The organism is Vibrio sp. SCSIO 43140, assembly GCF_023716585.1.
Taxonomy (GTDB): Bacteria; Pseudomonadota; Gammaproteobacteria; order Enterobacterales; family Vibrionaceae; genus Vibrio; species Vibrio maritimus_B.
Genome location: NZ_CP071850.1, coordinates 2845712 through 2869197, shown reverse-complemented (window position 1 = coordinate 2869197; position 23486 = coordinate 2845712). Strand labels below are relative to the sequence as shown.

Sequence of the window (23486 nt, the reverse complement as noted above, 5' to 3'; positions counted from 1 at the left end):
TAACACAAGAATAGTGGGTTCGGCATCACTTTCCCTGCCCTTTTATGATGTTGTGACCTTGGTTGTGATTCAAACGTCCACAATTTGCACATTTTGAATCTATGACTCTGAAAAGCGGCGAAAAAACACCCAACCAATTGAACGAAACTAGGATAAAAGTTACAAATGCACCATTAATGATCACTGAAGGCGTTTTCGCGTTCTAAATTGCGGTATACTCCTGCCCAATGTCGAACGAAGACAAGTCGGAACAAAGAATTGGCAAATATGGACAAGCAACAGAACGTCGATTTAGACGAAATCAAAAAATTTGAAGAGATGGCAAGTCGTTGGTGGGATCTCGAGGGCGAGTTCAAACCCCTACACCAAATCAACCCACTTCGTCTTAACTATGTGCTAGATAATGCGAACGGTTTGTTTGGCAAAACGGTTCTTGACGTTGGCTGTGGCGGCGGCATTTTAGCCGAAAGCATGGCGAAACAAGGCGCTAACGTAACGGGTCTCGATATGGGTAAAGAGCCATTGGAAGTGGCACGCTTACATGCACTAGAGACTGGCACCAAACTCGATTACGTTCAAAGCACGGTCGAAGAGCACGCGGCAGACAATGCAGGTAAATACGATGTCGTGACCTGTATGGAGATGCTAGAACACGTTCCGGACCCGGCATCGGTCATCGCATCTTGTGCCAAACTGGTTAAACCGGGCGGCCAAGTCTTCTTTTCTACCCTGAACCGCAATCTGCAGTCCTACCTGTTCGCGATTGTTGGTGCAGAAAAACTGCTTAAGATTGTGCCTGAAGGGACACACACTCACGATAAGTTTATCAAGCCATCTGAGCTTATTAAGATGATTGATGCGACGGATTTGATTGAGAGAGGCATTACTGGCCTTTCCTACAATCCACTGACCGACACCTACAAGCTTGGCAAGCGCGTAGATGTTAACTACATCGTGTTTACCGAAAAAGCGCTGTAGAAACACAAGATATAGTGAAAGCACCAATCTGGTTCGCCACGCAAACACGCCAAATTGGTGCTACAACTCACGTTAACTGTCACACACAATTTGTTTACAAAAACAAGACACTTTCGTCGGTTTTGTGTGCTGATATCGCACTTTTAATCACCTCATCAATAACTGCCAAAACTTGCCAAAGATCAAGGAATTTTTTTTCGCTTTGTTTAAAAGAAAACCGATCTGCTAGCACGTAATTTTCACAACTAAGTCGGGTCTAACTTCAATGGTAAGTATCCACTAACTGATTTTTTTCTTTCCCCTAGTTATCCACAGTTTCCTCAAATCGCCGAACTTGAAAATCTCGCTCTATAGCACTATCTTGTAACCCGTAAACCAAATGACCCCTATATCTTGTGTTGGAAGCCAATTTTTATAGGGTGACATTGATCACGAAGCCTTCGCTAAGACTCAACAAAATTTCATAAAAGCGAGGTTTCATATTGTTTTGTTAGGGAACACCTCAGAATGAACCAGCAACTTTCCGTTACTAAACGTAATGGCCGCAAAGAAAGTATCGATCTCGAAAAAATCCACCGCGTTATCGCATGGGCTGCTGAAGGCCTAGACAACGTTTCTGTGTCGCAGGTGGAACTTAAGGCTCACATCCAGTTTTATGATGGCATTACAACGTCAGACATCCATGAAACTATCATCAAGTCTGCAGCAGACCTTATCTCTGAAGACGCACCAGACTACCAATACCTAGCTGCTCGCTTGGCTATCTTCCACCTACGCAAAAAAGCGTACGGTCAGTATGAGCCACCAGCGCTGTTCGACCACGTCTCTAAAATGGTTGAAATGGGTAAGTATGACGCGCACCTGCTTGAAGACTACACAAAAGCTGAGCTAGACGAGCTGGACGACTACATCGACCACACTCGCGATCACGACTTCTCTTACGCTGCGGTTAAACAGCTGGAAGGTAAGTACTTCGTACAAAACCGTGTAAGCGGTCAAATCTACGAAAGTGCGCAGTTCCTATACATCCTTGTTGCGGCTTGTCTATTTGGCAAGTATCCAAAAGAGACGCGTCTTGACTACATTAAGCGTTTCTACGATGCGACATCGACATTCAAGATTTCACTACCTACGCCAATCATGTCTGGTGTACGTACGCCTACTCGTCAGTTCAGCTCTTGTGTTCTGATTGAGTGTGGTGACAGCCTAGATTCTATTAACGCGACAGCAAGCTCAATCGTACGCTACGTTTCACAACGTGCAGGTATCGGTATCAATGCTGGTCGTATTCGTGCCTTGGGTTCTGAGATCCGTGGTGGCGAAGCGTTCCACACTGGTTGTATCCCATTCTACAAATACTTCCAAACAGCGGTTAAATGCTGCTCTCAAGGTGGTGTACGTGGCGGTGCGGCGACTGTGTTCTACCCAATGTGGCACGGCGAAGTTCAGTCACTGATGGTTCTTAAGAACAACCGTGGTGTTGAAGAGAACCGTGTACGTCACATGGACTATGGTGTTCAGCTAAACAAACTGATGTACGCACGTCTTGTTCAAGGCGGCAACATTACGCTGTTCTCACCATCAGATGTTCCTGGTCTTTACGATGCATTCTTCGAAGACCAAGACGAGTTCGAGCGTCTATACGTTAAGTACGAGAATGATCCGTCAATCAAGAAAGAGACAGTAAAAGCAGTTGAGCTATTCTCACTACTGATGCAAGAGCGTGCGTCTACCGGTCGTATCTACATCCAGAACGTCGACCACTGTAACACTCACAGCCCGTTTGACTCGAAAGTTGCACCGGTTCGTCAATCTAACTTATGTCTAGAAATCGCGCTCCCAACTAAGCCACTAGCGAATGTTGAAGACGAGTCTGGTGAGATTGCGCTATGTACGCTGTCTGCATTCAACCTGGGTGCAATTAACGAACTTGATGACCTTAAAGATCTGTCTGACCTAGTGGTTCGTGCACTTGATGCACTGCTTGATTACCAAGACTACCCACTACCAGCGGCATACCGTTCTACTATGAACCGCCGTACTCTGGGTGTTGGCGTGATTAACTACGCTTACTACCTAGCGAAAAACGGTGTTAAGTATTCAGATGGTTCTGCAAACAACCTGACTCACCGCACGTTCGAAGCGATTCAGTACTACCTACTGAAAGCATCTGTAGAGCTTGCAAAAGAGCAAGGTCGCTGCCCATCGTTCCACGAGACAAACTACGCGAAAGGCTTGATGCCAATCGACACGTACAAGAAAGATATTGACCTAGTTTGTGATGAAGCACTTCACTACGATTGGGATGAGCTACGTGCAGAAATCATGGAATTCGGTCTACGTAACTCGACACTGACTGCGCTAATGCCTTCTGAGACTTCTTCACAGATCTCTAACGCAACTAACGGCATTGAGCCACCACGTGGTTACGTATCAGTGAAAGCGTCGAAAGACGGTATCCTGAAGCAGGTTGTGCCAGACTTTGCCAACCTAAAAGAGAACTACGAGCTACTGTGGAACATCGGTAGTAACGATGGCTACTTGCACCTTGTTGGTATCATGCAGAAGTTTGTAGACCAAGCTATCTCTGCGAATACTAACTACGACCCTAGCGTCTACGATAGTGGCAAAGTGCCAATGAAGAAACTACTTCAAGACCTGCTAACTGCGTATAAGTTTGGTGTGAAAACACTTTACTACCATAATACTCGTGACGGCGCGAAAGACGACCAGAACGACAAAGCGGCAGTTGTTGAGCAAGACGACGATTGTGCAGGCGGTGGCTGTAAGATCTAATGTGCTCAGCACACAACCTCTACAGCATTTAAGATTAGATTTCTCTGCCCTTCCTTGTGAAGGAAGGGCTTAAAAAGGATTGCAGCATCATGGCTTACAGTACTTTTACCCAAACTAAGAATAACGCGCTTAAAGAACCAATGTTCCTGGGTCAACCAGTCAACGTTGCGCGTTACGACCAACAAAAATTTGAGATTTTTGAAAAGCTGATCGAAAAGCAGCTTTCGTTCTTCTGGCGTCCAGAAGAAGTGGACGTGTCAAGCGACCGCATCGACTACAACAAGCTTCCAGAGCATGAAAAGCACATCTTCATCAGTAACCTGAAGTACCAAACGCTTCTAGACTCGATTCAAGGTCGTAGCCCGAACGTCGCTCTGCTACCGCTTGTATCTCTGCCTGAGCTAGAAACGTGGATCGAGACATGGTCATTCTCTGAGACTATCCACTCTCGTTCATACACGCACATCATCCGGAACATCGTGAACGATCCGGGTGTGGTTTTTGACGATATCGTTGAAAACGAGCACATCCTTAAGCGCGCAAAAGACATCGCACACTACTACGATGACCTGATTCAAGCGACAAACGACTACCACCGCTTCGGCGAAGGTACGCACAACATCAAAGGCGAAGAAGTTAAAGTTAACTTGTACGACCTGAAGAAGAAGCTGTACCTATGTCTGATGTCAGTAAACGCACTAGAAGCGATTCGTTTCTACGTGAGTTTCGCTTGTTCATTCGCATTCGCAGAGCGTGAGCTAATGGAAGGTAACGCGAAGATCATCAAGCTGATTGCTCGTGATGAAGCGCTACACCTAACCGGTACTCAGCACATGATTAACCTGCTTCGTAACGGCCAAGACGACTTCTCATTCATGCAAATCGCTGAAGAATGTAAGCAAGACTGTTTCGACCTATTCAAAGAAGCGGCAGAGCAAGAAAAAGAGTGGGCAGAATACCTATTCAAAGACGGCTCTATGATTGGTCTAAACAAAGACATCCTCTGTCAATACGTTGAGTACATTACCAACGTTCGTATGCAGGCGGTTGGTCTTGATGCGGCTTACCCAGAAGCAACATCGAACCCAATTCCTTGGATCAACGCTTGGTTGTCTTCAGATAACGTACAGGTTGCACCACAGGAAGCGGAAATCAGTTCTTACCTTGTAGGTCAGATCGACAACGAAGTAAGCGCAGACGACTTTGAGGGCTTCGAACTTTAATGCCAACCATCAAGATAAACTCTATCACCACGATCGAGTCTAACCCTTCTAACACCGTCCTTGAGACGATGGAGCAAGCTGGGTTAGAGCCAGAATATAACTGCCGAGATGGTCACTGCGGTGCCTGTCGCTGCACGCTGGTTTCAGGCGAAGTGGAGTACGTAGGGTTTGCGATGGCCTATACACAAGCAAATGAAATTTTGCCGTGTATTTGTCGAGCGAAAACCGATATTGAGCTCGATAATATTGCGCATCAGTTGAAGAAGCGAGCATAGCGCTTTATGAAAAGAGTGCTATCTCCTCAAGTAAAAAACGGCTCTTATGAGCCGTTTTTTGTATCTGATTCCAGCAAAATTAATTCGCTACATGCTCTAGAGACGAGTGATGAAGCGTAATTCTCAACTGTCCCTTATCATCTTTCACAAATGTCCACGTCTTATCAACGGATGTCACTTCGCCAGCTGCGTTAGTAAAGTGAACCTTACCCATGGTATTCACGCTGTTGCCAGCAACTAAAATACCTGCGTTATCAATGCGACATTCCGTCCAGTTTTTCAGAGCAAAACCAGAGTCTTCAGGATAGCTGTCGTTACCTCCTACAAAGTAAGACAAGGCACCTTCGCTATCGAGTCTAAACGTTTGTGGGCTGACGGTAAGAGTTGGCTTAAACAGCACTGACCCCATTTCATAACCGTAAGCACTGTCGATGACCTCGCGAGCAAGCGATTCCGCTGCTTGGTGTCCCTTCTCTTCATAGGTTTGGCTGATATGTACAACCGCATTACACCAATCTTCTTGTGCAGAAACCACTTCCACCTTACTGATGACTTCTCCTGCCCCACTTGCATATACCGCAGTAGAAATTGGTAACACGAACATCGACGCTAATAGAGAGTTAACTTTCATAATCTTTCCTTTTTTAAACTTACCCGCCGAACCATCGCTTGCGCGTTAACGGCATAACGGCGTAGGCCTTTCGAACTTGGTTAACTAAAAATCTATCAGCTTGGCGGTTTAAAGATATCGAATCCTGCCCTCAAAGCTGCATATCAGATATGCGAAGTCTCGCCTTGCCATAAGGTGTTAATAATTAGCTCTGAGCACTCTCAGTGCATTGCGTTGCGGGTTTGACCGCTTACTATTTTACGGTTCAAAACCGCTCGCTATGGAGAGTCAACAGCACAGGCAAGTGTGAAACGTCAACCAAACGCTCTAATGAGCAAAAGTGGTGTCTCTATGATGAAATATCTCTTTCTCGCTACTGTGATTGCCTCCGCACTCGGCTGTGTCACCAAGCCCCAGCACTATCACCACACGTCAGGTAGTATTCGTGTCAACAAGCAAGCTGAAAGTGATATCGCCTCTGTGATAAAAATGGCTAGACGGTCTCAGCCCAGTGAACAGAGTGGATTTCGTCTACTAAATGATCCTGTCGATGCGCTGGTCACGAGAGCGGCACTGATTAGCAGAGCTGAGCATTCTGTCGATATCCAATATTACATCTACAAAAATGATTTCAGCGGAGCACTGCTGCTAGACGAAGCCAAAAAAGCGGCAGAGCGCGGTGTGCGAGTTCGGATTTTACTCGACGATTTTGGCAGCTTTGGTATCGATGACGTCCTCATCACCCTCGACCAGCACCCAAACATCGAAGTGCGTCTTTTCAACGCCTTTCGAAGAAACCGCACCCTCATTGGCCAGCTCACTTTTGGACTTGGCCACACTACACGGCGCATGCACAACAAAGCACTCATCATCGATAATCAAGTAGCCATCGTTGGTGGACGGAACATTGGAGATGAATATTTTGGTGCGAATCCTGACATCGTATTTGAAGATATTGATGTGCTGTTAACCAATCCGGCAACCAACCAAATTTCGACATCCTTTGACGAGTTCTGGAATCACGAAAGAGCCAAACCTGCGAGTAGCCTAATTAGAAAAGTCCCCTTAGACAAAGACATCGTCGCGAAAACCCGCGCCCTAAAGAGCACCTCTACAATACCGGAAACAAGAAGCTACATAGAAGCTGTTAGCCAGAAACTCGCTCGCGCCAAGCTCAATAGCGAAGAGTTACAGTTCTCGTGGGCATTCTCTGAGGTAAAGTACGACTCGCCCAGTAAAGTCACCGTTGCACGAGATCGCTACGATCTTATGTGGTCTTCACAGATCAGTCACATGGTCGATAAGCTCGAACATCAATTGACCATAGTCTCGCCCTACTTTGTTCCCGGCCAAAAAGGGATGGATTTTTTCGCTGGCCTGCGACGCAGAGGTATTCAAGTTACCGTTATTACTAACTCTTTGAAGTCGACCGATGTTGCTATCGTTCATTCAGGTTATTCAAGGTATCGAAAACAGCTGCTGGATATGGGTGTGACTCTGTATGAAATCGATGGGCGGGAAAAACAGAAGCTCGACAAAGACAGTTTAAACGCATGGTTCGCATCTCGTTCAAGCCTACACGCTAAGCTATTCATCTTTGACGAAAGAACGGTGTTTATTGGCAGCCCCAACTTTGATCCGCGCTCCTTCTATGAGAACACAGAAATTGGTGTCTCAATACACTCTCCAGAGCTGGCAGTTGACCTAAACCAAGCGCTTGAGGATGTGGCCACGGTAAACGCATTTCACGTGACTGTAGACGCTCACGGCGGATTAATGTGGATGAAAGGCGAGGAACGCTTCGACAAAGAGCCAGGGGCAAGTTGGTGGAAACGCACATCAAACTACTTGATGCGTTTTTTGCCAGTCGAATCGCAGTTATAAAAAAGCGAGACCCGTTATTCGACAGGATCTCGCAATTCTTCCAGCACAGTAATCGCACCTTTCTCAACTTCTATTGAACCCGCTTCGGTAAGCGCTTTTAATGATCGACTCACCGAGTTGCGAGACATACCTAAAATCGTAGATAGCTGCTCATTTGAAAGGGTAAGTGTAGAACTGTTCACTGTATCACCAAGTAACGTGAGCGCTAAATGTACTTTGCGATCCATATCTTTCTCATGACTCCAGTAGAGTAACTGTGCAAAATACATGGTCTTCTTGGCCTGTGTTCGCACCAATAATTTATTCAGCTCTAAATTTTCGTCTAGCAAGGACTTAATGATTGCTGCTGGAACAAGCACAACCCGCGCCTTAGACCAAGATTGAATGACAGTATTGACTTTATTGGCCATGATAATTGGATTCTCGAAAATACTCGAACCACTCCCGAGTAACCCGACAAGCCTATTAACGCCATCATGATCAACACGCTCTACCCCAAACACCCCATCCATCACTAAGGCAAAATGCGTCGGCTCTTGCCCTCTTACTCCAAGAAAGTCGCCAACTTGAACGGTTTGAACCGTGCCCACCTCAAGAAAAAGGTCAGCTAAGTCTATGGGAACATTAAATACTTTCGCTATTTCCAATGCTGTCGTCATACGCCGCCGAGTTCGGTTAATCACACTGCTGTTGATTATAGACTGCATACTCTTAACGACTCAAACTCTGGATTCGGCTTACAATGATTAACTGCCACTTCTGGCAAAGATTCACCGATAAGCGCAGTTCGCTCAAAATCAAACTGATCGAGTATATGACGAATTAGGTTAAGTCTGCCGGTTCGCTTACAGTTGTTGTCCACGATGTACCATGGACAATGTTTCGTATGGGTTTTGCGAAACATGCGTTCTTTAGCGCGAGTGTAATACAACCACTTGTGACGAGACTTAAGATCCATAGGTGATAGCTTCCAACGCTTAGTCACTTTGTTTAGTCGTTCATGAAAGCGATTCTCTTGAGTCTGATGTGTGATAGAAAGCCAATACTTCAGCACAATCACACCCTGCCTAACCAAACTTTTCTCGAACGATGGGCAATCTTTTAGAAAGCTCGCGACTTGCTCTTCACTTGCGAAATTCATGACAGACTCTACGCCAGCTCGGGTATACCAACTGCGATCGAAGATAACCATCTCACCCTCACTAGGCATCTCTTTTACCCAGCGCTGAAAGTACCACTGTTTTTCTTCCGCATCCGTTGGTTTACCTTTTGCGACGACCCGAACGTGGTTAGGGTCGAGCTTATCGACAATCCGCTTGATGCTGCCACCTTTACCAGCAGAGTCTCTACCCTCAAAAACGATCACGACTTTGAGGCCGTTTTTAATAATGTGCCCTTGAAGCTGAACTAACTCTTCTTGAAGCTTTTTTAGCTGCTTCTTGTACTTCTTTTTCTTCATTGTCTTATTATCAAGTGCACTATTCATTGTTCAGCTTCTGATCCTCTTTTAGGTTGCGAGCCTTGATAAACTCTTGCACATTCTTTGGAAGTACAGGGCCGTAGTTGCCTAAGCTGCCGCAACAGACGCTAATACAGACTTCTTTTAGCTCGTTGCCCTTGTCACACACTTTTTTGACAATTCCCTTTTCTGCTTTGACTCCTAAAAACACACTCAAGAAAACCATTACTGCGATTGCTATAAACACAACAATAAGCATGCTGTCACCTTTCTATTAATAGAGTTAATAATTGATAGAGATATTAGATAAGAAAAGAGCCCCACCCGAGCCAAGAGACCATCCTTGGAGTCCGCTCTGGGCGGGGCAAACCATTAAATCGTTAAATCGTTAATTCGTTAGAACGCGTAATACAAGGTTGCTGAAACACCACCTAACGCATTGAGTCGCTCTGCTGCTTCGCCGTGTAGAATTTCTACATCGACATTGTTCGTCATCGCTTCTACCAGAACCATGTTGAACTTCTGAGCGTTCACTGGGTGTGGCAAGTAGATGCGTCGTACCTGACCGTTTTCCAGCGCGGTCATGACTGCATCCAGACCAAATGCGCTGCGGTCACAAGTGTTTTTACGAATCAGTAGTTCTTGTACCAGAGACGTATCTTGCACCTGCTCATACTCATCTGCGATAACTCGAACCATGCGCTTTAGATCGCGCTCAGATACCTTGAATGGGATCGGCTCAATGGATACCAGACGCTCAGCTACCGTATGGTGCAGTTCATTAGCCACCTGCTTAGCAATCTTTAGGTTTCCACCTAAAATGATGCGATCAAAATCCGTGTCTTCCATAAAGTGGGCATTGATCTCTTCTGCCGCACTGCCATAGATACGTCTTTCTGTATCAAGGTCGCGCCTTTCTGAAGCTTGCGTGCGTGACTTCTTGCCACCTGGTCGCAAGAAAACACCGCTTTCTACACCACTATCAATAAGTTGCTCGCTGCCGTTTGTGTTTAGGTTTACAGAGATAACGCGGTGTTCTTTTTCAGAAAACAGTACCACTAGGTACTTGCCGTACCGGTGCAGTTGAGAAAGTAGTTCAGAAACCTGAGGTAGCCCGAAGTGCACCTTGTTTTCCACAGGAAGCGGTAAGTCAACGATCATGCCATCTACAAAGTCAGTAAGAATCATTGCCGCCTTGCCACGAGGCTCATGCTGAGCAAATGCTTCCAGTGTTTTTTCTTCAATGTATTCCCAAGTGAGCGCAGTGCCGACCTTGCTCTCTGCATCTGCCTTTTGCTCTGGCGTTAGCATGTCGAACTGGTTCTTTAATTCAATCATCCAAGCTGGACGCTCACGCTGGTTGGTGTAATCGCTTGGGTCCAAGTTAGCGTACACCGTCATCATGTTTGACTTAGTTTCTTGGTGGTCATCGATGTAGCTACGAAGTGACACAAACAGGTCTTGAATTGTATTGTTCATAATGTTTTCTCATTGATTGAATACGTTTAACTGTTCCTGCACGCACTCTTAGTGCACAGGATTTGCGAACTGTTGAATTAAGCTCTTGGCACATCTGACAGACACGAGCATTATCGAGCGATAGTTAAATCGCTGAATAAGGACGAGATGCCAGCGTAAGGACTCATGACCACCTTCGGTCACGCACCCTGTCTTTACCCTTAACAAAGAGCACTCGTCATGACCCCAAATCTTGATAACTTCGACCTAAGCCTACTTCCTGTTGTTAGAAGCCTTGTAAAGTACAAAAGCACTAAAGCAACGGCTCTTCATCTAGGTATCTCTCAAGCCAGCGTCAGCCGTAATGTCGCCAAAATAAATCAAGCCTTCGGACAAAATCTCTTTACCCGTAGCGCCCATGGCATGGAGGCATCACCTCTTGCTAGGCGTTTGGCGAGTGTGACTGACCAAATGTTAGCCCCGCTTCAAAATGCGCTCGACGAGTTATCTGATTTTGATGCCACTCTCTACTCTGGTGACGTCTCTTTGGTCATTGACCCTTACATCCTTGAGGAACAAGCTGATGCACTGACCAAAGCCTGTGCTGACGCTTTTCCTAACGCCAAGCTTTCTTTTGACATTTGGCACCCTAATGCCGCTGAGGGGCTTAAATCAGGTGACTACCACTATTGCATTACCGACCAAGACATCGTGCTACCTCAAGCGATATACCAAGAGAAGCTTTACGAGGAGTCTGCGGTGATCATTGCTCGTGAGCATCACCCTATCCTCTCTGCTCCTTTTGATTTAAGTGATATACAGGGTTTGCCAATCGTCTCCATTCCTGCTCCCGATGGACACAAATCAACATTCAATATTGAAGGTCTGTTTCGTAATACCGAACTGGAACCCAATATTGTTTTGCAAACACTTAATTTACGCTCAGCCGCCAGTTATTTAAAAAATAGTGACGCTATTATGTTTGGTAGTCCTTCATCGGCAATGCATTACCAAGGCATTGAAACTTACTCTATTAGTAAGATTAACGTTAACCTTCCTCACTACGATATATATGGCGGGTTTAGCCAAATAAAAAGAAATAACCCGTTAACTCAACATGTCCATAGTGTGATTCAGGGAGCGTTTAGAAACAAGCAATTCCCGTTTCAATAATGAATAGCTGATATGCAATGTCGAAATAAATTATTCATGTATATTGAATATCGAAGCGCGGCAGACTCGCGTTAAACTAATTTTCAATAGAGGTAATAATGATTATCGCAAGATTCTTCTTAATGATGGCTATATTCTTTGAGGTAGCAGGTACGAGCTCAATGAATGTTGCTGGTCAAGGAGGAAACATTCTTAACTACGTATTAATGTACGTTCTAATTTCAGTTTCTTACTACTTTCTTGCTCTTGCAGCTAAAAAGATCCCAATCGGTATCGCCTATGCTTGCTGGGAAGGTTTGGGTATTGCTCTGATTACTTTAGTGTCCATCTTCTATTTTGGCGCGACACTCAATATGCAAGAAATTTTCGGATTAGTACTCGTTGTCGCTGGTGTTGTTATGGTGACACTTGGTGAGGAACACCACACAGAACAGCCTGAGCCAGTAAAAGTAAAGAGCGTTACTAAACCAAAGATTCGAACCGCTAAGTTAAGGTAGGAAGCAAACATGAACTCTATTCTAAACATCTATTTTGGATACGTAGTGCTTGCAGCACTGTTAGACGTTGCCGCTAACATGGCGCTATCAAAGTCTGAAGGTTTCAAGAAGCGCAAATGGGGCTTCTCAGCTATCGCTTTGGTACTACTTGCGTTCACGCTTTTGGCACAGGCGGTAAAAGGTATTGACCTTGCGATCGCTTACGCAAGCTGGGGGGCAATCGGTATTCTCGGTACGGCATTAGGCGGCTACCTACTATTTAACCAAAAGCTTAAGAAAATTGGTTGGGCGGGCATCTTTACAGTTATTGCGGCAATCATTGTATTGAAAACAGCTTAATCTCGCTTTTAAAAACACTGAATATATAAGTTAGCGCGGAGAAAGGATATTTGGGGGGCTCATCCATGCCTGAATAATAATAACATGATGAGCCATCTTTTCTCCGCCACCTTTTCCCCAATATTTTCACAATTAATAATCGCTATCACAGTTGAATATTATGAACTTTTATAAGAATCCTCCAAGAACACTGTTATCACAACTAAGTGATGAAGAAATATCTGCAGTCGTTGCACTGTACAGTGTCAGCACTCAGTTTGGTCAAGGCGCATACCTATTTAATCGAGACATTGGCATATGGCTGAGCGATTTGTCCTTCCAAGTTCAACTTCCTGATAACAATGGACTTGGATTTTATACAATAGAGCGTGAAGTACTTGATTCACTTGTACGCAAGAGCATTATTCAAAAGCAAAATACGATTCTATCTAGATGCCTACAGAAAATCTCTGCCTATCAGATTACTCCAAAAATAAAAGAAAAAATTGGCAACTGGCTAATAGAAAATGAAATCTCACTACCGATCTTAGTCGATTTCAATCTAAGCGCATCGCTAAAAGGCTAATCACTATGAATCTCAACGTTCAGGAGCTTGAAGACTACACCTATTCAAGGGACTACCAGGACCAATACATTGACGAGTTTGTTCACAGTAGTGATGACAGACAACTGCAATTTCTGATGCTCAATGATGTCGAGCATTGTGTTTTTGTTTTGCAGCACTGCCCTCATGGGCAAGTTCAGCATCTTCTTGAAGAGCTAGAAATGCTCGGACATGACAAAAAAGTTCGCTACATCGCGATGCAGCTCGGCATTATCCACTCAGAAGCAGAGACCAACCGTGACTACCTGACCACGAGTGTCGGAGAGCATGTATTCCAGCGAATAGGCTGGATTATTACGTTGGCACTGCTTGGTATTGTTTCCGGCCTGATCATTGCGAAATATGAAGATACCTTAAGCACCTTAGTTTTGCTTGCTGTGTATATGCCGGTCATTGCAGCTGCTGGTGGTAACACGGGCAGCCAAGCGGCAACGCTGGTGATCAGGGCACTTGCCACTGGTGAACTAAAAAAACAGCAATGGCTTCAGGTTGCTTGGAAGGAGCTACGAGTTGGCACACTCATCGCCATTGTGTTGGCAATCATTATTGCGGCGCGCGTTCTTATATTTAGTGGCGCAACAAGCCACTCCGGATTCGCACTCACAGACATCGCTTTTGCTATTTCGGTAGCGCTATTTATTCAGGTGGTTATTTCGACCGTCTTGGGTGGTGTCCTGCCAATCGTGGCTAGGGTCTTTAAGCTCGATCCTGCCGTACTTGTGAGCCCGGTACTTGCCTCTATCGTCGACATCTCTGGCATCTGGATTTACTTCACCATCGTCAGCCAATATCTCGGCATTCGATGAGAAAACTCAGTTATTTTATTTTTTATATTCACTTCCCCAAATGGATGTAATTCATTTCAACGGACTGGCTAAACATTGGAGATATCAATGTGAAAACACCATGGTTCAACATCAGTACAGCTGGTGCAATCAACAACCTTCAGACCACTAAGAGCTCAGGGTTATGCTCGGCTGAAGCGGCATCTCGCCTTGAACACTATGGCGAGAATGCCCTCACAGAAGCAGCTGCAAAGCCAATGTGGCAACTCTATCTAGAGCAGTACAAAAACCCGCTCGTATTCATTCTGGCCATTGGTTCGATTGTGTCAGCAATGACAGGTCATATGGTTGACGCGATTGCGATTGCGGTGATCATTATGATCAATACTGGCATCTCTTTCTGGCAAGAGCGTAAAGCTCATAAAGGGATGCAAGCGTTAAAGGAAATGGCTGCACCTCAAGCCGAGGTTATTCGTGACTCGAACTGGCAAATGATTCCGGCAAAGGAGTTGGTACCTGGCGATATTATCAAGCTCAACACCGGTGATATTCTGCCTGCGGACGTTCGTATTTTGGAGGCGCATCAGCTTGCTATCGACGAAGCAGCATTAACCGGTGAATCTGAGCCAGTGACCAAATCTGTGGATACGATTGGCGACCAAGACGTAACGCTCGGTGACCAAAAGAACATGGCGTTTATGACCACAATGGTGACCACAGGTAATGGACTTGGTGTCGTGACTGCCACAGGCATGCAAACTGAGGTGGGTCACATCGCTGAGATGATGAACCAGACACCTCTGACTAAGTCGCCAATGCAAGTTCGCATGGACAACCTTGCGCATCTATTGCTGTTTGTTGGACTTGGCATCGTGGCCCTAGTCTGTGGTGTCGGTTTCTATCATGGTATGCCTGTTCTCGACATTTTGACGACAGGTATTTCATTGTCTGTTGCCGCCATACCAGAGGGATTGCCGACTGTTGTGACTATTGTACTCACGATGGGCTCGACGCGCATGGCGAAAAACAACGCTCTTGCGAAGCAGCTTTCTGCTATCGAGTCGCTAGGATCAGTGACGGTTATCTGTTCGGACAAAACCGGTACGCTTACTCAAAACCAGATGCAAGTGGTTAAAGCCTACGACACCACGAATCACTTTTGGGACGTAACAGGTAAAGGCTTTGAGCCAAAGGGCGAGTTTGTCGCAGACGGTCACGACAATCGTCTTGCACACGCGTCAAGCCTGAATCAAGGACTGCTGATTTCTGCACTATGTAGCGACTCAAAAGTCATAGAACAAGACGGTAAGTTAGTCGTACAAGGCAGCCCTACTGAAGGCGCAATGGTGGTGGCGGCAGCGAAGGCTGGTTTTGTCAAAGATGCTCTGCTATGTGATGGTGGCTACCAAATCATCAAGAAGTTCCCGTTTGATTCCACTCGCAAGATGGCTTCAGCCGTGGTGAAGTCTCCAAATGGCGATTACTTTCTTGCAGTCAAAGGCGCGCCAGATGTGCTACTAACCAAGGCATCTAGCTTCCAGACTGGAACTAACTTCGCGGGTATGAGTGCGACTCAATTCGACAACGCAAAACAAGCCTTCGAAACCGCAATTGATCGTTTTGCCAATCAAGCTCTTCGCACTATCGCGGTTGGCTTTAAGCCGCTTTCAACAAATCAGCTTGATCTCGAGGCAAGCGATTTAGAGCAAGATTTTTGCCTTACCGCACTGTTTGGCATTATCGATCCACCAAGGCCAGAAGTGAAAGAAGCCATCGAGCAGTGCTACCGCGCAGGTGTTCGTACTGTGATGATCACTGGTGATCACGCAGCCACAGCTAAGGCTATCGCGAAAGAAATTGGCATCATACGTAGACCAGAACACAAAGTTCTTACGGGCACCGAGCTTGACCATATGGACGATAATCAGCTTCGAGCGATTTGTCCTTCTGTCGCTGTGTTTGCTCGCGTGACGCCTGAGCACAAACTAAGAATCGTCAAAGCGCAGCAAGAGAATCTTGAAGTGGCGTCTATGACAGGTGACGGCGTGAACGACGCCCCTGCCCTCAAACGAGCAGATATCGGTGTTGCCATGGGTATCACGGGGACATCCGTTGCTAAAGATTCAGGTGATATGATTTTGCTTGATGATAACTTCAGCACCATTGTTAAGGCAGTACGCCAAGGTCGTCAGATTTTCGATAACCTGCGAAAGTTCATGCGACAAGCATTGACAGCTAACGTCGCAGAGGTATCGGTCATTCTGTTCGCTTTCCTTGCGATGGGACCTGAAACCGTTTTGCCACTGACGCCATTGATGATTCTATGGGTGAACTTGGTATCCGATGGCCTACCTGCTTTAGCGCTGGGTATGGAGCCTCAAGAGCATGACTTGATGGATAGAAAGCCTCGCAAACGAAACGAGCCATTCTTTTCTGATGGTCTAGGTGTGAGAATTCTTACCCGTGGTTTGGCGCTGGGTGCGCTCAGCTATGTCTCGTTTGCGTGGGCACTGAACAGTGGTTTTAGTACGCAATATGCTCAGACTATTGCGTTCTTGATGCTGATCTTTGCACAGCTTTGGCATCTGTTCGATAGCCGAACGTTTACCACGCTGTTTAGAAAGAATCCGTTCACCAACCTATACCTGTTAGGTGCGATTGCATTGTCGGCTACGCTGTCACTCTGTGTGGTCTACACCTCAATGGGTCAATACGTGTTTAGCACTGAGCCTCTGGCTTTGCATCACCTATCATGGATTGTGATCGTATCGGGCGGTCTAACATTCGTGTTGTCATCAGTGAAAGAACTGACTAAGACGAAGTGGCTATAACTCGTAGCCACTGTTAGCCATAAACTAATCATCAGAGGGCGGTCTTAGTACCGCTCTCATTTTGCCCGCCATTGAGTGCTCTTTTTTCAGTGCTCTCAACATATCTCTCCATTCTGCAAAGGTTACAGTTAAAGGGTTAAAACTATTAACCGGCTTACTGATACCATACCGCACTGTTTCTACCTCCGGTTCAAAGGTGCCAAACAGCCTATCCCATATAATCAGCACGCCAGCGTAGTTTTTATCGATATACTGAGCGTTGACCCCATGATGCACACGGTGGTGAGAAGGCGTGTTAAACACCCATTCCAATGGCCCGAGTTTTCGAATCCACTGAGTATGCACAAAGAACTGAAGTCCCAGGTTGAGTAAAACCACAAACACCACCCATTTGGGTTCGAATCCAATAATGACGAGGGGCATCCAAAATAACCACATGCCAGCCAGCGGATACATCAGGCTTTGACGAAATGCAGTGCTGAAATTCATGTTCTCCGAGCTATGGTGAACAACGTGTGCCGCCCACATCCAACGCACTCTATGACTGGCGCGATGGAACCAGTAATAAAAGAAATCTTGCAGCAGTATAAGGAGCAGGAACATCGGAAGCGACATTTCAATGTTAAATAGCTTCCATCCAAACACGAGTAGATAAAGCTTAGCTATGAATAAACCTGCCATTAAATCAGACAGTTGATGTAATCCCGCAAGAGAAAAGTTACAGGCTAACTCCTTGAAAGAGTATCGTGCCGAAGCGGGTAGTCTGTTGTTTCTTTGCCCTAACCAATATTCCAGCCCCATCATGAGCAGAAAAATAGGGGCTAAAGCAATCAGTAGTAATTCAGGTTTATCCGCGAGGGTTTCCATACTTGTCCTTGTTCCTATTTTACCTAGTCATTGCTTACCATTTGGCGTAATGATCTTCCGTCAGACCCAGTACATTCTCCAGCGGATAGGTACGTCCATTCGATAGTGAAATCGTCCCAGAAAACGTGCCCACAAATTGGCGAAAGTTACTTTTAAGTAGCCAAAGGTTGAGTCGCTCCTTGCGCACATTTTTAGGGGTAAATCGAAGATCAATCAGCCCGTTAGAGTCGTAAATTCTCCAAGCAGAGTCGGGATCGTGTCGATCAAACTCAAACAGCACGGCCGGAAGAAGCACTCTTTGCCCATCTACCCATAAGGCATTCTCGCTCACCCCAGTTTCATTAACGCCAGCCGCGAGATTTAACCCTATTCGGGTTCCTTTAAAATCTGCGCTGATGCTCGCCCAGCGCCAGCTTGTCTCACGGCGCATAAATCCCGCAGAAAAGTCATAGCCTGCCCGCGCGTTGCTGAGCGAAACAGACTTGCCAGCGACGTTCAAACTGCCAGAGACATTGAGGGCATTGTGCTTTTGAGTGTAGGTCCAGCCCGCATAACCGGTAGGCGAACTCACCATAATAGGCGCGCTGTCATGACTCGGCGGCGTCAGTGTTATATCCATAGAGAAGTGCTTTGATTTAACCGCAGCACTCCAGACACCTTCTTCGATTTGTAACGTCAGTGCGCCGCCGTTGAACACGGCTTTCCCTTGCCAAGGCGACGACGTCATGAAATAGCCAAGCCCTAATGGTCGAAGCCAGCTTTGTTCTAGCAGCTCATTTCGCTTGATGTCGTAGAGGTAGCAAAAGCTATTGCCTACATAACGTATGTCGGCGATCGCAAAACCAATGACATAATCTGGCGTAAACACGCTAATGAACTGGAACTGTTTGTAGTGGAAGTACTTGGCAACCGAACTGCGCTGTTTGTCCATGGTCGAGAAATAGCGAAAACTCTCTACGTTCAGCTGCTCTGGTATAGACGTGAGATATCCCTGCAACGGACGCCCAGTCTCATCGATTAAGGTTTTAATTTGCTGAATTGACGAGAGTTCCATACTCGGGCACCCATAGCGTGATTATAGATTGTACAAGTATGAATCAGATTTTATGGACTCGACGAAGGTTAGAGCAAAAGCACCAAAGCGATCACAGTTTCAATAATTTCCGTTAAGAACTACGTAAAAAATGTGGCACAAAAAGAAAGGGCTGACGCATAGGTCAGCCCAAAAGGAATGAATATTTTGGTTTAATCGACTGTCGACAAAATTGAATCGGCGGTACCCATAGATACGCTCTTATCAGCTACATGACGACCACCGTCGTCATAAAGCGAGATTCGGAAACCATCGTCAGACAGGATCTCTTCCATAGGAGCCTTCAACCACATAGCTGCTATATCACCGCACTTTTTACTGAACGCTTCACCAAGCATGATTTGCTCATTAGCTACTTGATAAAACACTCTTATTTTAGATTGTTGGATCATATCTCCCCCCTCCTGCACACCACTATATTTAGGGTGAACATTGATTTTAATCAATTGGAGAAAAACAGCTACTCTCAAAAATGAGAATTTGAAATTCCCTTTAGAGATCAGATTATTGTGAACTAGATCCAATTTTCATATATAAATAACTAAAAAGCATATTCAACCAATCGCATTTCAAAGCAAATGGATCAAGATAGCTTCTCAAGCGGCAGGAATATATCTTGAGTTCTCGTTAAGAACCCGTAGTCAGGAAACATCGGTTGATTGTCTAGATATCGACGCAACATGTCGCCAGCAACCGTACTGATCACGGTTTTGACACTCTTTTCGTTATAGCTTCTTTGCAGTTTAAGCGTCTGCCCCCACTCTCCTTTTGGTGTTGAGATTGCAACAGAGAACTGCTCATTTTCTAATTTGCCTGTCGAGATAGCGATGTCTGCCGAACAGTTTCCTTTCGTTGCTCCTGCCAGTGCCAATGTTGCACCCAACTGTTCGCTATCACGATCTAACGGAGATGCGGTTTTGGAACCTAAGATCCACGTCGCCCCGCAACACTGCGATACTTTCTCACTGTCTTGCAACCAAGACGCTAAACAACCCTTGGTGGAGTGTTCCGAGATGGCAATGGTCGGCTTATGCACTTCAACTAGGTGTCCGATACGCTCCAACATAGGCTCATCGACACTGACGACATTGCTATGTAGCAGTTTCTCTATCATGGCAAGTACGCGAGCACCGATTTCTAAGTCGTCAGAGGGGCCAAACAGCTTTACTTCAATGAACGGCAAGTAAGAGCGGTAGCCTAGTTCATAATCGGCAGGAAGCTGTAAGTTCGATAGTGTGTCAGCAATACCAGACTCAGACAGACCGAAGGTATAAATACGTCGACAGACTCGACCCTGTTGATTTGGGAACTGAGCTTTTAGGTCGGGGATGATCTGCTCAATGGTCATCTTCTTAAACTCACTGGGCACGCCCGGCGTAAAGTAAAACAAGCAGTCATTGATCATCATTTTGAAGCCACAAGCGGTGCCAATAGGGTTATCCACTACCGAGGCATTAGCGGGCAACATTGCTTGCTTGATATTGCTCTCAGGCATAAGTTTACCGCGTTTCGCGTAGAAGGATTTTAGGTTATCGAGCCATCCTTGATTCAATACCAAAGGCTCGTCCGCAGCTTCCGCCGCTACTTCAGCGCTCAGATCATCCGATGTAGGACCTAAACCACCGTTCACAATGACGACATCTAGGTTGAGACTCAACATCACCAACTCTTGCAGCAAAGACGCTCGCTGGTCACCAACCGTCGAGCGTTTATACATAGAAAACCCATGCTCATAAAAGACACGACTGAGCCAAGCGGCATTGGTGTCCACAATGTCACCATATAGAACCTCTTCTCCAGTACTCAGCATCGCTATTTTAGGCATGATCTCTCCTTATTTGTTTTTCTTTAAGAATGACATGAGTTAAAGAAATAGCAATAGCGACAACTAAGCAAATCATAGGATTAGCAGAACCTTTACCAAACCATACTGTACGGTCGGTATGGGTATGGTTATAATGGTCAATCTACTCGTGGGAAGTGAACTATGGCAGATTTAAAACAAACACTACTGAATGCAGGTTTTGAGCTTATCAGCGAGCATGGTTTTGCTGGTATCGGCATCATGAAGATTATCCAACAAGCAAACGCAACCAAAGGCTCTTTCTACCATCACTTCAAATCGAAAGAAGACTTCGGACGCCAGCTGCTTGAGGACTACTTCGAGGATCACCTCGCCACTGTCATCTCATACCTCAGCGATGAAGATGTGCCGTTTGCCGATCGCGTTTTGAATTACTTCGAGTTCTGGTCCGAATCAAAAGTCACAGACGAGTTTCAAATTAAATGCTTAGTGGTCAAACTTTCCGGTGAGATCGCAGGAACCTCTTCAAGCATGCAAGCCGAGCTCGATAAGGGAGCTGAAAAAGTCATTAATCGAATGGCGGATTACTTCACCGAGGGGAATACGCTAGGTGTCATGTCTATCTCTGAACCTTATGCGGCATCTCGCTCCCTTTACGCTAAATGGCTAGGCGCGACCTTACTTTGTGCGGTCCAAAAGGATAGAACTCATTTAGAGCAAGCGATGCGTGAAACCGCGCAGTTGGTCGGTAGCAACTAGTTTTATTAAACACTCATACTTTTGCTGTAAAAAAGGGCTGTTTCCAGCCCTTCGTTCATTTAACGCCCTATTCCCGATGCATCGACAGCTTCAGGCTCAAACGTCAGTGGCGGCCACTCTTTGAAGGTCTCTAAGTGCTGCTTAACCGCAGCTTGCGCAGGGCCAAATGCCCACATTTTTTTACCCATCCAGTTAATGTACATCCCGGATTCTTCTGCAGCTCGCTCGTAAGGGTCTCGTCGAAGATTAAACAGCAATGGCGCGTTAAGCTCTTCTTTTGGTCCACTCCAGCCGTGATTTTGCACCACAAAGTGTGCCTTCCAGTCACCAACTCGCACTGCCTGCAACCTATCACGCTCATAGTAGATGATCTCTTTACGATTTGAAGGCCCCTGCTCTGTTAGCATCGACATTTGGTTATAGCCATCTAAGTGCGCTTTGTAGCCCTCATAGCCCGTCAACATCTGCTCTTTCAGGTCACTTGGTCCACCAGCAGCCTCAACGAGCGTTGGCAACCAATCCATCCCATCAAACATACCGTTGTGAACTTTACCCGCTGGGATTTTTCCTGGCCAACTGACCAGCAGCGGCGCTCTTACACCCCCCTCCCAGGTTGAGCCTTTTTCACCATGAAATGGCGTCATACCACCATCGGGCCAAGTCATGATCTCTGGGCCATTATCCGCCGTGAAAATCACTATGGTATTGTCTGCGACACCCAACTCTTCGAGCTTGGCGAGCATTTCCCCTACGTGATCATCAAGGTCTTTCATCACCACTTCTTGCAATCCCCAGCCGTTTTGTCCAAGCATGGCCTCATACTCAGGTGATAAGTGCGTCCATACGTGACCCCTTGATGGGCAATACCAAGTAAAGAATGGCTTATCTTCTTTGACGGCACGCTCAATAAAGTTGATGGCGTGTTTGTTCACTTCATCGTCTAAAGTGCGCATTCGATCTGTGGTCAATGGACCGTCATCCGTGATGGTTTGCCCACCTTTGCCATCAGATTTCGCATGAATTACATTTCGAGGGGCAAACTTCTGAAACGCCTCGTCTTTAGGCCAGTCCGGATCTTCGGTGTATTCCATTGCGTTTAGGTGATACAACCACCCCCAATACTCATCAAAACCGTTCATCGTAGGCAATACCGCATCTAGGTCACCAAGATGGTTTTTACCAAACTGACCTGTCGTATAGCCCAATGTTTTGAGGATTTCTGGTAAAGTCGGTGTATCCGGGTTAAGCCCTACTGGGCTTCCCGGCAGACCGACAGTGTGCATACCTGTTCGTACAGGAAACTGGCCGGTAATAAAAGCCGAGCGTCCTGCGGTACAAGATGGCTGTGCGTAGTAGTCGGTGAGCAGCATGCCCTTTTCGGCAATACTATCGATATTAGGTGTCTCACTGCTCATCACCCCACGGTGGTAGGCGCTAAGGTTAGAGATACCAATGTCATCAGTAAAAATAACAAAGATGTTCGGTGGCTTATCCTCTGCATTTGCTAGCGCGGTAAACCCCAATAACGTGACCAATAGAAACCTAATGATATGACGATGCATCCTGCCTCCTTTATACATTCATCCTGCGTACTGTGTTTCTGGTTTGCTACTTCTCAGAAGAATCAGGCCTACTACACCAAAGCCAATCTCCAACAATAAATACACCACGAGTAGCCAATGCGGCATACCATCAACAACTATGCTTACTGCTCGCCCAATACCGAGCCCCAGCATAAATACAACCAGACTTTGAAGTGCTGACTGAGCTAATAATTGACTTCCAAACGCCCCCATTAGCCAATAGATAACCAAGGCTAAGTAGAGCCCCATCACCGCCCTGAAGATATGACTAACATTGGTCGCACTGGCATCAATGTCGAACAAAAAGGGTAGAGAAAGATTAGGCATTAAGCCGTAAGAAAGTGCGATTGGCGTAAGTCCTGCAGCGGCTAGTAACAAGAACTTTTGCGTATGCGTCATGTTGCGCCTCCTCTGTTAATTAAGAGACTAGAAGTTGTAGCCAAAAATTCAAATTTCTAAATACATACC

General features: G+C 46.0%; 23 protein-coding genes. 12 read left to right on the top strand and 11 right to left on the bottom strand.

Annotation, left to right across the window (positions count from 1 at the left end; all coding sequences use genetic code 11):
• The first annotated feature begins 267 nt into the window (after positions 1 to 267).
• From ubiG to yfaE, 4 genes are all read left to right on the top strand, one after another.
• Positions 268 to 978 (top strand): bifunctional 2-polyprenyl-6-hydroxyphenol methylase/3-demethylubiquinol 3-O-methyltransferase UbiG, encoded by a 711-nt coding sequence (ubiG, locus tag J4N45_RS13745; protein WP_128648901.1) that lies wholly within the window; start codon positions 268 to 270, stop codon positions 976 to 978.
• 507 nt (positions 979 to 1485) lie between these two features.
• Positions 1486 to 3774, top strand: coding sequence for a class 1a ribonucleoside-diphosphate reductase subunit alpha (gene nrdA, locus J4N45_RS13740; protein WP_252011930.1), 2289 nt, complete (start codon positions 1486 to 1488; stop codon positions 3772 to 3774).
• Positions 3775 to 3863: 89 nt separating this feature from the next.
• Positions 3864 to 4997, top strand: a complete 1134-nt coding sequence (gene nrdB / locus J4N45_RS13735) for a class Ia ribonucleoside-diphosphate reductase subunit beta (RefSeq protein ID WP_042472287.1) — start codon at positions 3864 to 3866, stop codon at positions 4995 to 4997.
• Positions 4997 to 5272 (top strand): class I ribonucleotide reductase maintenance protein YfaE, encoded by a 276-nt coding sequence (gene yfaE, locus J4N45_RS13730; RefSeq protein ID WP_128648584.1) that lies wholly within the window; start codon positions 4997 to 4999, stop codon positions 5270 to 5272. Before nrdB ends, yfaE begins: the two co-directional genes overlap by 1 nt.
• A 79-nt stretch (positions 5273 to 5351) precedes the next feature.
• Here the strand turns inward: yfaE and J4N45_RS13725 are convergent, their stop codons facing one another.
• Positions 5352 to 5903 carry a metal-independent carbonic anhydrase family protein gene (locus J4N45_RS13725; RefSeq protein ID WP_252011928.1) on the bottom strand — a complete coding sequence of 184 codons (552 nt, stop codon included), beginning with the start codon at positions 5901 to 5903 and terminating at the stop codon, positions 5352 to 5354.
• Positions 5904 to 6233: 330 nt separating this feature from the next.
• On the opposite strand from J4N45_RS13725, the gene J4N45_RS13720 reads away from it, so the two are divergent.
• The gene (locus J4N45_RS13720) at positions 6234 to 7766 is read left to right on the top strand and encodes a phospholipase D-like domain-containing protein (protein WP_252011926.1); all 1533 of its coding nucleotides are present in this window, start codon (positions 6234 to 6236) and stop codon (positions 7764 to 7766) included.
• Between the two features lie 14 nt (positions 7767 to 7780).
• On the opposite strand, the gene J4N45_RS13715 is transcribed toward J4N45_RS13720, so the two are convergent.
• The 4 genes from J4N45_RS13715 to J4N45_RS13700 form a co-directional block, all read right to left on the bottom strand.
• Positions 7781 to 8425, bottom strand: a complete 645-nt coding sequence (locus tag J4N45_RS13715; RefSeq protein WP_252011924.1) for a Crp/Fnr family transcriptional regulator — start codon at positions 8423 to 8425, stop codon at positions 7781 to 7783.
• A gap of 35 nt (positions 8426 to 8460) precedes the next feature.
• Positions 8461 to 9252 carry a polyphosphate kinase 2 gene (gene ppk2 / locus J4N45_RS13710; protein WP_252011922.1) on the bottom strand — a complete coding sequence of 264 codons (792 nt, stop codon included), beginning with the start codon at positions 9250 to 9252 and terminating at the stop codon, positions 8461 to 8463.
• A complete protein-coding gene (locus J4N45_RS13705; protein WP_252011920.1) occupies positions 9245 to 9484 on the bottom strand; it encodes a hypothetical protein in 240 nt (79 codons plus the stop codon). The genes ppk2 and J4N45_RS13705 overlap by 8 nt, the downstream gene beginning before the upstream one ends.
• A gap of 137 nt (positions 9485 to 9621) precedes the next feature.
• On the bottom strand, positions 9622 to 10704 hold the full coding sequence (locus J4N45_RS13700; protein WP_252011917.1) for a baeRF10 domain-containing protein: 1083 nt from the start codon (positions 10702 to 10704) through the stop codon (positions 9622 to 9624).
• A gap of 219 nt (positions 10705 to 10923) precedes the next feature.
• Here J4N45_RS13700 and J4N45_RS13695 point away from each other — a divergent pair, with 219 nt between their 5' ends.
• The 6 genes from J4N45_RS13695 to J4N45_RS13670 all read left to right on the top strand — a co-directional run bounded on the left by J4N45_RS13695 (position 10924) and on the right by J4N45_RS13670 (position 16912).
• On the top strand, positions 10924 to 11856 hold the full coding sequence (locus tag J4N45_RS13695) for a LysR family transcriptional regulator (protein WP_252011915.1): 933 nt from the start codon (positions 10924 to 10926) through the stop codon (positions 11854 to 11856).
• Positions 11857 to 11954: 98 nt separating this feature from the next.
• A complete protein-coding gene (locus J4N45_RS13690; RefSeq protein WP_252011913.1) occupies positions 11955 to 12353 on the top strand; it encodes a DMT family transporter in 399 nt (132 codons plus the stop codon).
• 9 nt (positions 12354 to 12362) lie between these two features.
• Positions 12363 to 12692 carry an SMR family transporter gene (locus J4N45_RS13685; protein ID WP_252011912.1) on the top strand — a complete coding sequence of 110 codons (330 nt, stop codon included), beginning with the start codon at positions 12363 to 12365 and terminating at the stop codon, positions 12690 to 12692.
• Positions 12693 to 12852: 160 nt separating this feature from the next.
• Entirely contained in the window at positions 12853 to 13257 is a 405-nt protein-coding gene (locus tag J4N45_RS13680) for a hypothetical protein (protein ID WP_252011911.1), read from the top strand.
• A gap of 5 nt (positions 13258 to 13262) precedes the next feature.
• Positions 13263 to 14102, top strand: coding sequence for a magnesium transporter (locus tag J4N45_RS13675; RefSeq protein WP_353505871.1), 840 nt, complete (start codon positions 13263 to 13265; stop codon positions 14100 to 14102).
• 89 nt (positions 14103 to 14191) lie between these two features.
• The gene (locus tag J4N45_RS13670) at positions 14192 to 16912 is read left to right on the top strand and encodes a cation-translocating P-type ATPase (RefSeq protein WP_252011909.1); all 2721 of its coding nucleotides are present in this window, start codon (positions 14192 to 14194) and stop codon (positions 16910 to 16912) included.
• A gap of 24 nt (positions 16913 to 16936) precedes the next feature.
• On the opposite strand, the gene J4N45_RS13665 is transcribed toward J4N45_RS13670, so the two are convergent.
• From J4N45_RS13665 to J4N45_RS13650, 4 genes are all read right to left on the bottom strand, one after another.
• Positions 16937 to 17779 carry a sterol desaturase family protein gene (locus J4N45_RS13665; protein ID WP_252011906.1) on the bottom strand — a complete coding sequence of 281 codons (843 nt, stop codon included), beginning with the start codon at positions 17777 to 17779 and terminating at the stop codon, positions 16937 to 16939.
• Between the two features lie 34 nt (positions 17780 to 17813).
• Complete coding sequence (locus tag J4N45_RS13660) at positions 17814 to 18833, bottom strand: DUF2804 domain-containing protein (protein ID WP_252011904.1); 1020 nt, start codon at positions 18831 to 18833, stop codon at positions 17814 to 17816.
• A 191-nt stretch (positions 18834 to 19024) separates the two neighbouring features.
• Entirely contained in the window at positions 19025 to 19264 is a 240-nt protein-coding gene (locus J4N45_RS13655; RefSeq protein WP_042472241.1) for a hypothetical protein, read from the bottom strand.
• Between the two features lie 191 nt (positions 19265 to 19455).
• A complete protein-coding gene (locus tag J4N45_RS13650) occupies positions 19456 to 20697 on the bottom strand; it encodes a CinA family nicotinamide mononucleotide deamidase-related protein (RefSeq protein WP_252011902.1) in 1242 nt (413 codons plus the stop codon).
• Positions 20698 to 20859: 162 nt separating this feature from the next.
• On the opposite strand from J4N45_RS13650, the gene J4N45_RS13645 reads away from it, so the two are divergent.
• On the top strand, positions 20860 to 21435 hold the full coding sequence (locus J4N45_RS13645) for a TetR/AcrR family transcriptional regulator (protein ID WP_252011900.1): 576 nt from the start codon (positions 20860 to 20862) through the stop codon (positions 21433 to 21435).
• A gap of 59 nt (positions 21436 to 21494) precedes the next feature.
• Here the strand turns inward: J4N45_RS13645 and J4N45_RS13640 are convergent, their stop codons facing one another.
• Both J4N45_RS13640 and J4N45_RS13635 read right to left on the bottom strand, forming a co-directional pair.
• On the bottom strand, positions 21495 to 22997 hold the full coding sequence (locus J4N45_RS13640) for an arylsulfatase (protein WP_252011898.1): 1503 nt from the start codon (positions 22995 to 22997) through the stop codon (positions 21495 to 21497).
• 18 nt (positions 22998 to 23015) lie between these two features.
• On the bottom strand, positions 23016 to 23417 hold the full coding sequence (locus tag J4N45_RS13635) for a DUF4345 domain-containing protein (protein WP_252011896.1): 402 nt from the start codon (positions 23415 to 23417) through the stop codon (positions 23016 to 23018).
• Positions 23418 to 23486: the final 69 nt, after the last annotated feature.